Annotated in this window: 14 protein-coding genes; 4 read left to right on the forward strand and 10 right to left on the reverse strand. The window is 44.0% G+C overall.

Annotated elements, in window-relative coordinates; translation table 11 throughout:
- Positions 1–252: 252 nt before the first annotated feature.
- The 6 genes from ACED60_RS10195 to ppsA all read right to left on the reverse strand — a co-directional run bounded on the left by ACED60_RS10195 (position 253) and on the right by ppsA (position 8,587).
- Entirely contained in the window at positions 253–1,575 is a 1,323-nt protein-coding gene (locus ACED60_RS10195; protein ID WP_371727437.1) for a CoA-disulfide reductase, read from the reverse strand.
- A 77-nt stretch (positions 1,576–1,652) separates the two neighbouring features.
- A complete protein-coding gene (locus tag ACED60_RS10200; RefSeq protein ID WP_102482066.1) occupies positions 1,653–3,059 on the reverse strand; it encodes a cation:dicarboxylate symporter family transporter in 1,407 nt (468 codons plus the stop codon).
- A 37-nt stretch (positions 3,060–3,096) separates the two neighbouring features.
- Positions 3,097–3,480, reverse strand: a complete 384-nt coding sequence (locus tag ACED60_RS10205) for a RidA family protein (protein ID WP_017111552.1) — start codon at positions 3,478–3,480, stop codon at positions 3,097–3,099.
- 24 nt (positions 3,481–3,504) lie between these two features.
- Entirely contained in the window at positions 3,505–4,170 is a 666-nt protein-coding gene (locus ACED60_RS10210; RefSeq protein WP_371727438.1) for a transcriptional regulator, read from the reverse strand.
- A gap of 497 nt (positions 4,171–4,667) precedes the next feature.
- Complete coding sequence (locus ACED60_RS10215; protein WP_371727439.1) at positions 4,668–6,002, reverse strand: MATE family efflux transporter; 1,335 nt, start codon at positions 6,000–6,002, stop codon at positions 4,668–4,670.
- A 212-nt stretch (positions 6,003–6,214) separates the two neighbouring features.
- Complete coding sequence (ppsA, locus tag ACED60_RS10220; RefSeq protein ID WP_371727440.1) at positions 6,215–8,587, reverse strand: phosphoenolpyruvate synthase; 2,373 nt, start codon at positions 8,585–8,587, stop codon at positions 6,215–6,217.
- A gap of 178 nt (positions 8,588–8,765) precedes the next feature.
- Here ppsA and ACED60_RS10225 point away from each other — a divergent pair, with 178 nt between their 5' ends.
- Positions 8,766–9,599: a pyruvate, water dikinase regulatory protein gene (locus ACED60_RS10225; RefSeq protein ID WP_009846294.1), complete on the forward strand. Its 834-nt coding sequence runs from the start codon at positions 8,766–8,768 to the stop codon at positions 9,597–9,599.
- A gap of 124 nt (positions 9,600–9,723) precedes the next feature.
- On the opposite strand, the gene grxB is transcribed toward ACED60_RS10225, so the two are convergent.
- The 3 genes from grxB to ACED60_RS10240 all read right to left on the reverse strand — a co-directional run bounded on the left by grxB (position 9,724) and on the right by ACED60_RS10240 (position 12,009).
- Positions 9,724–10,356 (reverse strand): glutaredoxin 2, encoded by a 633-nt coding sequence (gene grxB / locus ACED60_RS10230; RefSeq protein WP_371727441.1) that lies wholly within the window; start codon positions 10,354–10,356, stop codon positions 9,724–9,726.
- A 347-nt stretch (positions 10,357–10,703) separates the two neighbouring features.
- On the reverse strand, positions 10,704–10,865 hold the full coding sequence (locus ACED60_RS10235) for a hypothetical protein (RefSeq protein WP_009846296.1): 162 nt from the start codon (positions 10,863–10,865) through the stop codon (positions 10,704–10,706).
- A 163-nt stretch (positions 10,866–11,028) separates the two neighbouring features.
- Complete coding sequence (locus ACED60_RS10240; RefSeq protein WP_012601054.1) at positions 11,029–12,009, reverse strand: Gfo/Idh/MocA family protein; 981 nt, start codon at positions 12,007–12,009, stop codon at positions 11,029–11,031.
- Between the two features lie 599 nt (positions 12,010–12,608).
- Here ACED60_RS10240 and ACED60_RS10245 point away from each other — a divergent pair.
- From ACED60_RS10245 to ACED60_RS10255, 3 genes are all read left to right on the forward strand, one after another.
- On the forward strand, positions 12,609–13,385 hold the full coding sequence (locus ACED60_RS10245; protein WP_122047207.1) for a glycosyltransferase family 25 protein: 777 nt from the start codon (positions 12,609–12,611) through the stop codon (positions 13,383–13,385).
- A 211-nt stretch (positions 13,386–13,596) separates the two neighbouring features.
- Positions 13,597–14,079, forward strand: coding sequence for a GNAT family N-acetyltransferase (locus ACED60_RS10250; RefSeq protein WP_012601052.1), 483 nt, complete (start codon positions 13,597–13,599; stop codon positions 14,077–14,079).
- A gap of 2 nt (positions 14,080–14,081) precedes the next feature.
- Positions 14,082–14,855: a murein L,D-transpeptidase family protein gene (locus ACED60_RS10255; protein ID WP_012601051.1), complete on the forward strand. Its 774-nt coding sequence runs from the start codon at positions 14,082–14,084 to the stop codon at positions 14,853–14,855.
- Positions 14,856–14,934: 79 nt separating this feature from the next.
- Here ACED60_RS10255 and ACED60_RS10260 read toward each other — a convergent pair whose 3' ends face one another.
- Positions 14,935–15,672, reverse strand: coding sequence for a sulfite exporter TauE/SafE family protein (locus ACED60_RS10260; RefSeq protein ID WP_012601050.1), 738 nt, complete (start codon positions 15,670–15,672; stop codon positions 14,935–14,937).
- Positions 15,673–15,701: the final 29 nt, after the last annotated feature.

Raw genomic sequence — 15,701 nt, forward strand, 5'->3', positions numbered from 1 at the left:
AAACCGGCAACCGTTAATAGCGGTTCTAGGGTTCAAATCCCTATCCCTCCACCACCATTGAAAAGCCCACTGAGAAATCAGCGGGCTTTTTTACATCTTGAATTTGCAAAAAGAGAGCTCAAAAACACTAGATAAGTCGTTATCTAATCTAGTTATAAGGTTCGTAGAGTTAAGGGATTAAAAAAGCAGAGCGTAATCGCTCTGCTTTGATGTCTCAATGAATACTCTTTGGAAATTGTATAGTCAGCTCTCTTACTTAGCGACGTTACCTGCCACGTTTAAAGCATCCCAAGTACGTGAAAAAGGTGGGGCATAACAGAAATCCATGTAGCCTAGTTGTTGAGTAGTCATCTTGGCTGTGATCGCTACGGCCAGTGCATTGATGCGGCCAACGGCTCCTTTCTTACCTACTATCTCACCACCTAGCAGGACCTTCGTTTCTGGGTTATAAACCAGCTTTACCTTGATGTCTTCTTGACCAGGGTAGTAATCGGTTTGGTTCTTATCTGAAATGGTCGATACTTTCACATCCAAGTTATGTTCTTTCGCTAGAAGTTCATTTACGCCAGTACACGCCAGCTCGTAATCGAGTACTTTCAAACAAGACGAACCTAAGAAGCCTGACATATAGGTATCTTTACCTGCTAGCTTGTCAGCCATCATACGCGCTTGCTTATTGGCTGTTGTTGCTAGAGGAACATAAACGGGTTTGCCTAGTGCCATATGATGGACAACGGCACAGTCACCTACTGCGTGGATGTAAGCATCTTCAGTGGCACCATATTCATTCACCAACAACGCGCCATTTTGAGCTTTTGGTAATTCGAATGCTTCCGTGTTTGGTTTGAAACCGAGTGACAGGATCACGACATCCGCTTCTATATTGCCATTATCGGTTTCTACTATGTAACCACCTTGTTCCGCATCGCGAATTGCAGACACGCTGCACCCTGTTTTAAGGTCAGCACCGGATTCTCGAATTGCCCCTTCGACCACTTCAATGATCTCTGGGCTGAACTGACGGCTCATGATGTGCTGTTCACGTTCGATGATCGTCACGTGTTTGTCTAAGCCGTGTGCAGCATCGAATACTTCCAGGCCGATAAAGCCTGCCCCTATAACACACACACGCTGCTTGTTACTATCCTTTAGCGCTTCTTTAACCGCCAAGCCATCTTCCATGCTTGTTAGTGTGTATACGTGCTCTGGATTGAATTCACCGAATGATGGAACGATTGGACGTGCGCCTGTCGCAATCACCAGCATATCGTAATCGATAGTGCTCTCTACGTTTTGGTAACGAACTGTAATTTGCTTTTCAGTGCGGTCGAACGACACCATTTCTGTGTCTACACGAACATCTAAACCTGATTTGATGGCTTGTTCTGGTGTACGGGAGATCATCCGTTCGGTGTCATCAAACATGCCGCCTGCAAAGTAAGGTAGGCCACAGGCTCCGAAAGAGATGTAGCTACGCTTATCTAAAACGATGACTTCGTCTGATGGTTGATTACGTTTGTACTTTGCTGCGAAACTCATACCAGCGGCGCTACCGCCTATAACAACAACTTTCATATTTACTACCTAAATAACCTGAACTCGGGAAAAACAGAAGAGCACTTACGTGGAGTGCTCTTAATTAAGTTTGAGAATTATACTGCTGCTTCTTTTGATACTGTCGCTGTAACGTCAGCGTCGTACTGTTCAGTATTCAATGAACCATTCTTCTTCGCTGTAAGAACACCAGACAACATAGAACCTGAGATGTTCAGCGCAGTACGAGCCATGTCAATTAGCGCTTCGATAGACACTAGAATCGCGACTACTGTGATGTCTAGACCCATGATAGTCAGTACCGCTACTGCTGCGAACGTTGCACCGCCACCAACACCTGCGATACCGAATGAAGCAATCGCGATAACAGCTATCAGTTGCAGGATAAAGCTCAAGTCTACAGGCATGCCCATGACCTGTGCCGCCATGATTGCTAGCATTGCTGGGTAGATACCGGCACAACCGTTTTGACCGATACTAGTACCGAATGTCGCTGACATGTTTGCTGTTTCTTCGTCTACACCTAGGCGCTGAGTTTGTGTTTCAACGTTTAGTGGAATAGCTGCCATGCTTGAACGAGACCCGAAACCGAACACGAGTACTGGCCAGATTTTCTTCATGAACTTGGCAGGAGAAAGGCCGAACATTGACACCATGACGAAGTGGATGCCGAACATAACGCCAATTGCTACGTAGCTTGCTAGAAGGAAGCGGCCCATCTCTGCAAGTGCGAATAGGTCGTTGGTCATCATGAACGTGGTCATCAGAGCGAATACACCGTAAGGCGTTAGCTTCAGGATTTCACGAACCATTGAAAGCACCACTTCTTTTGCAGAGTTGATGAAATCAACGAAGTTTTGCACTTTCTCAGGCTTACGGTTTTTCACTTGAAGGATGCAGTAACCAAGGAACATACCGAACAGTACAGTTGATAACGTAGAAGTACGTTGAGACCCCGTTAGCATGTCAAAGATGTTGGTTGGAATGATAGACAGAGCCATACCAGACAGACCACTACTCGCCATTGCATCTTGTGTTGCTACCAGTGAATCACCGCGAGCTTCAATCGCACTGTTTGTGCCGATTGTGCTTACTAGCGCGTTCGCATCGATACCAAATAGGTAAATACTTGCGATACCTACGGCTGCTGAGATTGCACAAGTGAAAAGTAGAATACCGATGATTTTTGGTGCGATTCGAGATAGCGCACCACCGCCTTCGACGTTCATGATCGAAGAGATCATCGCCACGAATACCAGTGGGATAACGATCATTTGTAGAAGTTTGATGTAGCCTTTACCGAACACTGAAATCAGTTCAGCAAAGCCAGATGTCGCAACGTTGCCGACACCGAAAACAAGTTGAATTGCGCCACCGAACAACAAGCCAGCAGCAAGCGCACTCAGTACGCGGAAGTTAAAACTTTTCTTTTGCTTTTTGAAGTTCGACAGCAGTGCGTAGAACCCAAAGAACAGTACGCTTAATGCGATAAATGAAACGCTCATGAGAATCTCCTATGATACCCATTAATACCTAAATCGGTTATTTTTTGTATGCGATGGCTTCAACTTCAACCAGTGCGTCTTTTGGTAATCTTGCTGCTTCAACACAAGAGCGAGCAGGTGCATTCTCTGTACCAAACACCTCTGTATACACTTCGTTAAATGCTACGAAGTTCTCCATGTCTGATAGGAAGCAGGTTGTCTTCAGCACGGTGTCCAGTCCCGCATTACTTGCTTCTAATACAGCTTTTAAGTTTTCTAGAGACTGACGAGCTTGCTCTTTGATGCCGCCCTCAACAAACTGCATGGTTTCTGGAACAAGAGGTAATTGACCTGATGTATAAACCATGTCGCCGTAAGACGTACCTTGTGAGTAAGGGCCGATAGCTGCAGGTGCTTGTTCAGTGGCAATGATCTGTTTCACGATGTAACTCCTAAATTATTGGTTTTATTCTGATTTAAATTCACGGATAAACTTGTAAACCGCCTGACGGCTGATCCCAAGCTGCTCTGATACTTGTGTAGTCGTCTCTTTTAGCTCAAATACGCCGTTATCAAATAAACAACGGATGATGGCTTTATTACGACCTTTGCAGGAAACCGACTCGTCTAGGTCAACCTCGTTAATGGCTGAACTCAATGCTTGTTGAATGACGTCGTTTGCATTGTTGCTGAATGTCTCGCTTACAATGGTTTGCGGCACATTGCACTGCGGCATCAACGTTTTGACGATTTCTGGGAATGGGAAAGATAAGTTCATGTTGATACACAGCATGCCGATAGGTTTTTGCTGTGGACCAGCCAGCATACAGGTGGTTGATTTCAGTAGGGACCCATCTGCTGCGTTGGTGAAATAGCTCTTCGGAGAAACTTCGCCAGTTTTCTCGAACGTGCTCCACATGCGTAAACCTAAATCGGTGATCGGTGAACCAATTTCACGACCCGTATGATGACCATTGACGATCTTCACTACTGAGTTTTCTAAGCTTTCAAATGAATGGATGACCACTTCGCAGTAAGGACCAATCAAATCGGCGATAGTGTCTGCTAAGCGGAAGTAATTGCTTAAGCATTCTCTGTCTTCATCGGTGAATCGAACTTGTTTTACATTCATGATTTCGGTTTACATTTTTGAACTCAATAACTGAAATCTACTCCTTTGGTGGTATTTTCACAAGATGCGGTAAACTTCTGTAAACCTGAAGTGAACGTTCAAAACATCAACAAATCGTAAGGTTTAGACCTATATCACGAGCGGAATTTGAACAAGATCACTAAAGATAGCCAAATGAGGTTTAATTTCTTAAACCGCATCAAGGTTTACATATTTAAAACCAAAGGTTGCATTTTTGAACCCTTTGATGATCTAGGACAAGTTATAAGGAAAGGTAAAAAGTCGGATTGATTGGTATTGTAAATGCATGGCAATCAAGAATTTACCTTGCGAATGTGGTGGTGAGTAAAGATAGGTGATTAATTGAAAATGAGGTTGTATTAGAGAGTTAAATTCACAAAAAACGGCTTCTCAATAGGATGCGAACTAGGATTTAGATCCTAAAAAAGCAGCTGAAGTCGCTGCTTTACTTATTTTGAGAGTGTTCTGTTTGATTATTAGCCTAGCAGTTTAAGCTCGACTTGCTTTAGCGCGCGCTGATACATGAACCATGCACAAGTGCCGGCAAGCACATTACCTGCCATTGCGCCCCAGAATAGGCCTTCAATACCCGCAAGCTGAGAGCCAACCCACAAGCAAGGTAAGAAGAAGGCGAACAGGCGCAGCGCTGAAATCGTCAAGGCGGTGTAGGACTTGCCCAGAGCGTTAGAGACGGAAACCATTAGCATACAGATTCCCAATGGCCCTAAGCTGATAGGCACGATCAGTAGGTGATAGTTCAAAATCGTTGAGACTTCTTTTTCACTGGTCATTAGGCTTGCCAGTCCGCCTGAGAACAACCAAGTCACCAGTGCAATCACTAATTGGAAACCCAATACGAACATCACTGCAATCTTAACGAGCTTGCGTATGTTACCTAGGTTGTTTTCTCCCAACATGCGGCCAATCATCGGAGGCATCGACATCGTTAGTGCTAGCACAGCGACAATCGAGAAGAATTCAAAACGTGAACCTAGCGCCCAAGCTGCAACGGCAGCGGTGCCATAGCCAGCAAGCAGTTTAGTCGCAAACATGGATGAAACGGGTGGCAGCAATTGACTGATCATCGCAGGCCCCATGATGTTACCAATGGAGCGAACACTCTTTCTGATGTCGAGGTCGTGCCAGTCGAAGGTCATCCAATGCTTCTTGGTGACCTTTGGTGCTACGATAAAGATACCCGCACCGAACGCCAAGATGGTCGCAATGGCGGCTCCATTGATGCCCATGTCGAGCGTAAAGATGAAAATCGGGTCCAATATTAAGTTGATGATACTGGTCGCGATCATCATTGAACCGGGCAGCATGGTATTACCATTGGCACGACACACACTGTAGAAAAAGTAGAGCAGTGCACCTGTCCAAGAGCTGACTAGCCAATAGATCCAATAAGAATCAATGATCGGTAATACCGTCGGTGGCGCATCCAACAATTGTAAAATTGGCCCTCGCAGCAGATAGATGATGACGGAGAAAAGTGCGACACTCACACTGCCCATCGCAATCACTAATCCACCAAGCTGCTTAGCGTAGCGCGTTTCATTCGCGCCAATGGCTCTCGCGATTACCGCGGTCGTCGCGATACCTAACCCGACCTGAATACCGATGATGATCATCTGTATAGGAAGTGTGAAACCCTGAACAGCGAGCGGTAGCACGCCCAGTTGGCCAATAAAAGCACTGTCTACAAGCTGGAAGCTCATTAGGGAAAGTACCCCAAACAGCATTGGCCATGTCATTGTATAGAGTTGTCGGCCAAGAGAAGGCGAGGGAGTTGCGGTAGTAGAATTCATAACACTCTTATCGGTCTTGAAGTTAGGCTTGTATTGGTGACAAACCTCTCAATGAAGAATTGTGTAAAGGATAACGTAAGGTCAGCGCGATACCAATGTTTGTTATGCTAGGCAGGTTATCTTTGTTGGCTTTCGGTGAACAAAAAAGCCAGTCGCGATGACTGGCTTTGTTATATCTACTTTCTGTTGTATCTACTTGTTGGCGCTAAGCGTTACTTATTCGCAACGTTACCCAGTTTCAACCAAGTATCGATAACCGTATCTGGGTTCAATGAAACCGAGCTGATGCCTTGTTCCATCAACCACTCCGCTAGGTCGTCATGGTCAGATGGGCCTTGGCCACAAATACCCACGTATTTACCCGCTTTAGCTGCTGCATCGATAGCCATTTTCAGCATCGCTTTAACCGCTGGATTACGCTCATCGAATAAATGTGCAACGTCACCTGAATCTCGGTCTAGGCCAAGTGTCAGCTGTGTCATGTCGTTTGAACCGATAGAGAAGCCATCGAAGTACTTCAAGAATTCCTCAGCCAAAATCGCATTGGATGGTAGCTCACACATCATGATGACTTTCAGACCTTGGTCGCCACGACGAAGGTTAAATTTAGCCAGAATGTCGATAACCGATGCTGCTTCACTAGGAGTGCGCACGAATGGAATCATGATTTCAACGTTCTTCAGTCCCATCTCGTTACGTACACGTTTTAGCGCTTGAGTTTCAAGCTCGAAACAGTCTTCAAATACTGGAGATATGTAACGAGATGCACCACGGAAGCCTAGCATTGGATTCTCTTCATGTGGTTCAAATGTTTTACCGCCAACAAGGTTGCTGTATTCGTTCGACTTGAAGTCAGACATACGTACGATCACACGCTTAGGCCAGAATGCAGAAGCGATAGTCGCGATGCCTTCTGTTAGCTTGCTTACGTAGAAATCGATAGGATCTTTGTAGCCACGAATACGCTGGTTGATTTCAGCTTTGATCTCATCCGTTTGCTCATCGAAGTTCAACAGAGCTTTAGGGTGAATACCAATCATCTTGTTGATGATGAATTCAAGACGAGCAAGTCCAACACCTTCGTTCGGGATTTGAGCGAAGTCGAAGGCACGATCTGGGTTACCCACGTTCATCATTACTTTAGTTGGCAGCATTGGTAGCTCATCAACCTCAGAACGTTTGATTTCAAAGTCGAGTTCGCCGTTGTAAACGTAGCCTGTTTCGCCTTCTGAACATGACACTGTTACGGTGTCGCCATCATTCAGGCTGCTTGTCGCTGTACCACAGCCAACGATTGCTGGAATACCTAGCTCACGAGCGATGATTGCTGCGTGACAAGTACGGCCACCACGGTTAGTCACAATCGCAGAGGCTTTCTTCATCACAGGCTCCCAGTCCGGGTCTGTCATGTCAGTGACCAGTACGTCGCCTTCTTGAACCAGTGACATTTGGTCTAGAGAGTCAACCAAGCGAACAGGGCCTGAACCGATACGCTGACCGATAGCGCGGCCTTCAACCAAGACATCCGCCTTGTTGTTTAGCTCGTAACGCTCGATAACGTTTTGGTCGCTCTGAGAACATACGGTTTCAGGACGCGCTTGAACGATGTAAAGCTTGCCGTCGATGCCATCTTTTGCCCACTCAATGTCCATCGGACGTTGGTAGTGCTTCTCGATGATCATTGCTTGTTTTGCAAGTTCTTTGATCTCTTCATCGTTCAATGAGAACTCGTTACGTTCTTTAGTATCTGTATCGATGATATCAACTTGCTTGCCGATCTCTTGGTTGGTTGAGTAGATCATCTTGATCAACTTAGAACCAAACGTCTTTTTAACAACTGGGTAGTGACCCGCTTCTAGCATTGGCTTATGAACGTAGAACTCATCTGGGTTCACCGCGCCTTGTACGACCATTTCACCTAGGCCCCAAGAAGAGGTGATGAATACCACTTGGTCGAAGCCTGATTCAGTATCAAGCGTGAACATCACACCTGAAGAAGCTTTGTCTGAGCGAACCATGCGCTGGATGCCCGCAGACAATGAAATGCCACGGTGATCAAAGCCTTGGTGTACTCGGTAAGAGATGGCGCGATCGTTAAACAGTGAAGCGAACACGTGTTTCGTTGCTTCGATAACCGCATCGATACCTTTCACGTTAAGGAAGGTTTCTTGTTGGCCTGCAAAAGAAGCATCTGGAAGGTCTTCAGCTGTTGCCGATGAGCGAACCGCAACAGACAATTCTTCGTTGCCTTCAATCAGTTCGCGGTAGTTATCACGGATATCTTGCTCTAGTGATTCTGGGAAGGGTGCGTCTAGAACCCATTGTCGAATTGTTGCACCTGTCTTACGCAGTGCGTCAACGTCTTCAACATCAAGTTCATCAAGGAGTTGGTGGATGCGCTCATCAAGACCTTTGTAGTCAAGAAAGTTATTAAACGCATAAGATGTGGTAGCAAAACCATTAGGTACTGATACGCCAGCGTTGGCTAGGTTAGAAACCATCTCGCCAAGTGAAGCATTCTTACCGCCGACTTTGTCGACATCTTCCATGGAAAGGCCATTGAACCATAGGGTGTTATTTTGCATTTATTTCTCCAGAAACATAGCAAGCATTGTAGGGATTTAAAGGCAAACGATTACGTATCAGTTTAAAAAAATGTAAATTATTTTCTAAAGCTGTGGGGGACGTAATAGTCAGCAGGGTTTCGTTATATATATTATGGTTCCCATCCTACTCAAAATAATTTTAAACATTAAATAAAAAATGCAAATTGATATCCAAAGTCGTGATGTATTCTATGTTTCTGATGGAACGGCCATAACATGTGAGACTTTAGGGCATGTTGTTCTAGGTCAATTCCCATTCGAAGCTAATGAAAAAACCTTCCCTTTTGTCGAAAGTGAAGACAAACTTTCTGATTTATTGAAAGAGATCGAGATTTCATATCGAGCAACAGGCCATGAACCTTTGGTCTTTTTCTCGATTGTGATTCCGGAGATAAAACTCAAGCTGTTAGATGCGCCTGCGCATTGTTATGACGTGTTAGAGAGTATCGTGCAGAAAGTGCAAGATGATACGAAAATGGCGCCTAAGCCGAAGCTGCAGCGTTCTCGTAGCGTTAATAAAGACTCGGACAAATACTTCGACCGTATTGCTGCTATCGAATACACGTTAGCGCACGACGACGGCATTACTTTAAAAGGCTTGGAAGAGGCAGACATTATCTTGTTGGGTGTCTCTCGCAGCGGTAAAACGCCAACGAGCTTGTACATGGCAATGCAGTTTGGTTTACGCGTCGCAAACTATCCGTTTATCCATGATGATATTGCTCGCTTAAGGTTGTTACCGGAATTTGAGATATATCGTCATAAGTTGTTTGGTTTGACGATTGATGCGGAAAGGCTGACCGAGATCCGTGAAAATCGATTGGCAGGTAGCGAGTACGCAAGTGACTCTCAATGTTTGTATGAGCTGCAAACGGTAGAAGGTTTGTTCAGACGTGAAGCCATTCCATACATCAACACCTCGTCACTGTCTGTTGAAGAGATTTCGACACGAATCTTGGAACGTACAGGTTTGAGAAGGCGCTTGTTGTAGAAAAAGACAATTGAGTCATAAAAATCGAAGCTCGTACGGACAATGGTTCGGGGAGCTTCGATTTTTCTTTTAGCTGGTTGTTAGCTATTAACTGTTAACTATTAACTATTAACGACTCAACAAATTAGCGAAGCAGCATGATGCTAAGCGTTTTGCTCTGTTTTTCGAGCCAATGTTCAAGTGCTGGTGGCCATTCGATACTTGGTTCGACACAGAAACCGCGAAGCATTGAGAAATAAAGAGCTTGATCAATCAAAGGTAGCGATGATTCACCATTCTCTAGCTCCAATAGAAGCTCTGCATCTTTCAGCAATGGGTTAATCAGTTGAACGTATTGTGGGGTCTTTTCTAAGAGCTCTTCAAAATTAAAGCCTTCGGTCTCTTTACTAACACGCCAAGCTTCTTTTGCTCCAGCCGAACGATATTCAGCCAAGTCGAGGTTCCACCAACGTGGGCGTCCGATCTGTTGAGTAAGAGGGAAAGCACGGCTTTGGAAAAGAGTAGCCTGCTTTGAAGGTTCACGTTGCTCATCATTTGATTTCAAATCCATGAAATAAGCAATGATGTCTAGGCTTTCGGCCATAATAGAACCATCGTCTTTCTGTAAGACGGGCACCATTTTTTTACCGATCAGATCGATAAGGGTTTGGGCATCATCATAATCCACAGAAACAAGTTCGATGTTCAAGCCGAGAGATTGAGCAATGTAGGCAACTCTTGCACAGAAAGGGCAGTGGTCGTAAATGTAAAGCTTCATAGCTTCCCTCATTCATGGTCATTACAAGCATAAGATAATGCTAATGTACCAGAAACTCTTACGAATACTAAGCACAATAAATGCCAAGTTCCAGTAAACGCTTAGCACTAATAAACAGCATGCACTAACAGACAATAAGTATTTAGTGTAGATACTCTTTACTGAATTCTATTGTCCGTTGGATTGGACGTTATTGTAATGAGTAAATTAGAGGGGAAACTGGTGGGTAAATTACAGGCACAAAAAAGGCTCTGGCTGCTCACTCTAATGCAGAAGAATGAAGTCAGCCAAAGCCTCAATTTTGTTACCTTTAGCAGAGTGACGACTAAAAGAGCGGAGCGGTTAAACTATGCTTTTTTAAGGTCTTTTGCAGGGTAAGTAAGCGTCATTATTGCGCCTTCTACTGTTGTAACATGAACGTAGCCACCACCAGCACTTAGGCCAATTACTACCATTTCACCTAGCTCAACACCTTTTGTTGCAACAACGCGATCATCAACTGAAAACACTTTACACACCTTCAATAAAATAAATAAATACGACAGATATCGAACGCGGATTTAAACAGATGGTATCCCAATCAACTAATCCGGTTATTTGTCGTAAAGATTAAATTTAGTTATGCATAAATCGGCATTTCTTAAAAATCAGTTGGTTAACATGCTTGGGGTGTTATTTGTCGGCGGGATAAACGACACCAACTTGCTGACGCATCTCCGTAATTAACTTAGCAACGGTTAAAGCACGCAGTTGGGCTTGAGCTTGGGTGTTTTTGTCACCAGCAATGCAGTTTGCAAAGGCTTGAGCCTCGTAACTCATGGAGTTTTCACTTTGTGTTTGAGTAAGGTTTTCTACCGTGCCATCACGATAGCGAATCTTAACGTCGGTGCATTCTGCAATGTGATCGATGATGATCGCTCCCTGTTCGCCTTGGATCTCGCTTGGTGCGTAAGAGTCGCTGACTTTAGAGTGCGCAAGGGTTACATCAAATTCTGGATACTGGAAGATCGCACAGCCATGCGCATCCACACCGGAGTCAAGTAGCTTTGCCGAAGCCTGCGCATTCTCAGGCCCACCAAACAGAGCAACAGTCGCGGCTACGCAGTAGAAGCCAATATCGACTAATGAACCGTTAGAGAAAGCTGGGTTGAAGGTGTTTGGGTTCTCGCCGTTTAGGTATTTCTGGTAACGCGATGAATACTGACAGTAGTTGATGTGCGCTTTATGCACTTTGCCTATCTTTTTTAAGCCGAGTTGAACTTGCTCAAAGTTCGGTAGATACTGAGATTTATACGCCTCAAACAGCACCACCCCGTTCTTCTGAGCGACCTCAAACATGTGTGTTGCTTCTTCAATATTCGATGCGACAGGCTTCTCACAGATGACATGCTTGCCGTGTTCCATCATCAAGATAGATTGCTCGCAGTGCAGTGAGTTTGGTGAAGCGATGTACACGGCTTCAACTGTGTTGTCATTTGCCAATGCGTCGAGTGAGTCATACGTCGTTTCAACGTTAAATTCTTGGGCGAACTGTGCCGCGCTGGCCAGATTTCGTGAATAAACCGCAGCAAGTTGCATCGATTGTGATTCATGAGCAGCTTGAACAAATTTCTGTGTAATCCAATTGGTTCCAATTACAGCGAACTTAATCATAAGGTATCCAATAGTTAGTATATTAATTCTATGAAGATAGTAGCACTCAATGGCTAGCATTGTTTCTGAGATTTGCGGAACAATTCTCCACGATCTTTAGCCTGATATTAATATTAACTCGCCTATACCTGAGCTTTGTAGAGCATCATAATAAAGTCTTTTGTTGTGTTGTTTCTGAGGTGGGAGGTGCAGGTTAGTTTCAGTGAACGATTGTATTCTCTCAATTGGTGGTTTATTGGAAGTATTTAATATAAAAGACTCAATACCCAAAGAATGAAGATCTATTGATTATATCCTCTCGTCAATTCTTAAGAAATATTATACAAGCTGAATTGGTGTGCAATTGTATTTATATGCAATCGCGTAATTAACCTATGGTGTTTTAATATCACTTTGTTTAGTAATTGATAACATTTTAAGACAATAAAGGTTATCGATTGGGAGCAATTTACGTTACAGAGTCACGAAGTTGAACATAATTGGAATAATGAACAACATTTGTTTTAGATTGGTTCTAATTATGAGAAATAGGGGGGTTACTTTTGTTGATATTTATATTAATTTCTTATGGGTTAAATTATTAGTGGGTGTTTTTTACTGTGAAGTCTATCATCATTTCGTTGGAGCGAAAGTCAGAGCGATTTTTATCTAGCCAAGAACAACTTTTAAATATTAAGAAATTAGACATAGAAAAGCTGAGTGGCGTTGATGCTAGCTTATCTAAAGACCACCCTTTGATGAATCGTTATGATGAAGCCGCCTTTTATGCATTGAATGGAAGAGTCGCCGTTCCTGGTGAAATCGGTTGTTACAGTAGCCACTACTTGGCATGGGAAAAGTGTATTGAACTGAATCAGCCGATTATTATCTTTGAAGATGATGTAATGGTTGATGTTGATGTCTTCGAAAAAACGGTTCAGCACGCCAGCGAGCATATTGAAGAGTGTGGTTATATTCGGTTAGAAAATTACTCTAACAAAAGAGAGTATAACTATGTTGTTGAAAACCTAGATGACGAACAAAGTCTAGTGCGACATATTAAAACACCGTTATGTATGACTGCCTATATGATCACCCCTCATGTGGCAAAAACATTTATAGAAAAAAGCGATCGATTCCTCTACCCAGTTGATGTCTTCATTAGAAATGTATGGCTTCATAAACAACCAACTTATGGTGTGTCTCCTGCTGGTTTAACTGGAGGGGCAGCAGACTCTGTTATCGGAGAAAGAACATTCCGTATTAAAAAATCACTCCGTATTAAAACTCTAAAATTCTTAAGTAAGTTTAGAGATGTCGCTATGAATGGTTTGTTCAATTTGACCTATACCGTAATAATCAAAAAAAGCAGACCCAAAATGTTTAACGGTTTTTAATCGTTTCTTATCTGATTGATTTTACGTCATTCGTTTAGAACGAACCGAGATTTAGATATAAGAACAGCTCCCAATTGGGGGCTGTTCTTCGTTATCGTGTCATGTAATTAGTGGTATCAAGCTCTAGCTCGAAAGTTTTGTTAAAAGAGTAGGACGGTGCACAGCTAAGCTATTTTTGCTAAGGTGTTATTGAATTTAAAAAGGTAGTGATATGCAAATCCGGAACGCTAAGGTAACTGATATTAGCTCGATCTTAGAGCTCTCTATGCAAATAAATCGTCAACATCATCTTGGTGCCCCTATAGTATTTGCTCCCGCTTCTCATGGCTTGGCTGATAGTGAAGAATATTGGTTGGGATTGATGCTTGATCCGGTTGGCACTTTCTTAGTTGCGGTTGACGCGCAACAGGTTGTTGGTTTCTTGGTGGGGAAGGTAACGCAGAATAAAGGGGTAAGCTTCATTCAGTCTCACAGAATAGCGCGAGTGAATACGATTGTGGTAAACGATCAGGTTCAGAGCCAAGGCGTCGGCAAAGCGTTGATGAAGTCGTTTAATCAGTGGGCGCAAGCGAGCGGTGCTATTGAGCTTAGGTTAGAAGTGATGGAGTTTAATCAGCAAGCTAAGGGTTTCTATGAATCGTTAGGCATGGAAACTCAATCACGAACCATGTCCATGCGCTTTGAGGAGAACTAAAGGTGCGTCTATTTTTGCCTTTATCACTGTGTTTACTGTTTGTAGCTTCGAGTGTGCAAGCTGAAAAGGTTGTGGTTGAAAAGATAATTTCTGACGCGACGGCAATCGAAACCATTGTATTCGAGTCGAAACCGGCTCACTCTCAGCGTGTCTCAACGTCTTCCTCTAACTCAACCTCTTCAGTGATCTCAAATTCCAAACATGTGATTATTGTGGATGATGTTCTTAGCAGTAACTCTGGCGAACAAGTTGCCCAGCTGTCTCAAGGTTCATCTAAACGCCCTCCTCAAAGCTCTTCTCAACAGTCTTACACTCTAACCGGTCCCTCTTCTGAGGCAGACTCTCTGTCGCAAGTGGTCACCTTAGTCAAAGTTGATAAATCGAAACGTAGAATGTACCTACTTAAGGGGGATGAGGTCATTCAAGAGTTTCGTATTGCGTTAGGGAAACAACCGAAAGGGCATAAACGTTTTGAAGGAGACAACCGAACACCTGAAGGGGAATACCAGCTCGATTATGTGATGGAAGAATCGGATTTTCACCGCTCGGTGCATATCAGCTACCCGCAACCTTCGGATATGCAGTGGGCTGAAGAAAATGATGTCGACCCTGGAGGGAACATCAAGATCCACGGTATTAAAAATGGTGAGCGCCGTTCACCGAGCTTTATTCAAAGCTTTGATTGGACGGATGGCTGTATCGCATTAACCAATCAAGATATGGATGAGTTTCTCCAACTTGTAAAAATGGGTACCCCTATCCATATCGAATGGTAGTCATTGGTACCCAGTTTTCTTAATCACTTTCCGTAATCAATTCGTGAAACCAACTTCCGAAATTAACCGCTAAAGCCAGTTACAGTAGGACTCGACCAGCACTGAATATCGCAATCACGATAAGCAATGCAATCGTGACTGGCTTAAACTTCGCTCCACCAAACCTCTCAAACAATTTCGAACCGACATAGCCGCCAAACATGCTGCTTGGTAAGAGTGCTAGAGTAAGCCAGACCACATCACGATCGACTAACCCAGCGATAGATGCCGAAACAAATGCAGTGGAATCCGCCAAGACAAAGAAGGCAATCAGGCCGGCTCTAGCAATGTGCGGAGCAACTGGGCTTGCCAATGCATGAGTGCCAATTGGAGGCCCTGACATCGAAGCCGCGCCGTTCATTACCCCAGCAAGGCTGCCTAGAATATAGGGAGCAAATCTAGGCTCTCTTTTGTACTGGAACCCTTTGTAGATCATAAGTGCAGATGCAAAAATGAAGGCGCTGATGATCAAGATGATCGTGTCTTGGCTAACGGATTTGAGCAACAGCAAGCCGACGGGCGTGAAGGCCAAACAAGGGATAAATACCTTTGAAACCCATCGCCAATTTACGTGATGTTTAACCTTCGGTAGCAATTGGATATTGCCTAACAGGTCGATCAGCATGAAAACGGGAACCAGCTCGATTACAGGCACGAATAACGCACTTAATGGCAGTGCCACTAAGGTGAAACCGAAACCTGAGAAGCCACGAACAATAGCGGCAAAAATGAAGATTGCACCCAAAACAGGGAAGGTTGGACTAAAAATGAGATCCATAAATTAAGTAACCAATGAAGCTGTCTAAA

The sequence above is a fragment of the Vibrio sp. 1F279 genome, assembly GCF_041439815.1.
In the GTDB taxonomy this organism is placed as follows: Bacteria; Pseudomonadota; Gammaproteobacteria; order Enterobacterales; family Vibrionaceae; genus Vibrio; species Vibrio tasmaniensis_A.

Excerpts from the sequence above, each read along its gene's own strand:
- ACED60_RS10195 (WP_371727437.1), bottom strand. The coding sequence starts at position 1,575 with ATGAAAGTTGTTGTTATAGGCGGTAGCGCCGCTGGTATGAGTTTCGCA.
- ACED60_RS10200 (WP_102482066.1), bottom strand. The coding sequence starts at position 3,059 with ATGAGCGTTTCATTTATCGCATTAAGCGTACTGTTCTTTGGGTTCTAC.
- ACED60_RS10210 (WP_371727438.1), bottom strand. The coding sequence starts at position 4,170 with ATGAATGTAAAACAAGTTCGATTCACCGATGAAGACAGAGAATGCTTA.
- ACED60_RS10215 (WP_371727439.1), bottom strand. The coding sequence starts at position 6,002 with ATGAATTCTACTACCGCAACTCCCTCGCCTTCTCTTGGCCGACAACTC.
- ppsA (WP_371727440.1), bottom strand. The coding sequence starts at position 8,587 with ATGCAAAATAACACCCTATGGTTCAATGGCCTTTCCATGGAAGATGTC.
- ACED60_RS10225 (WP_009846294.1), top strand. The coding sequence starts at position 8,766 with ATGCAAATTGATATCCAAAGTCGTGATGTATTCTATGTTTCTGATGGA.
- grxB (WP_371727441.1), bottom strand. The coding sequence starts at position 10,356 with ATGAAGCTTTACATTTACGACCACTGCCCTTTCTGTGCAAGAGTTGCC.
- ACED60_RS10240 (WP_012601054.1), bottom strand. The coding sequence starts at position 12,009 with ATGATTAAGTTCGCTGTAATTGGAACCAATTGGATTACACAGAAATTT.
- ACED60_RS10250 (WP_012601052.1), top strand. The coding sequence starts at position 13,597 with ATGCAAATCCGGAACGCTAAGGTAACTGATATTAGCTCGATCTTAGAG.
- ACED60_RS10260 (WP_012601050.1), bottom strand. The coding sequence starts at position 15,672 with ATGGATCTCATTTTTAGTCCAACCTTCCCTGTTTTGGGTGCAATCTTC.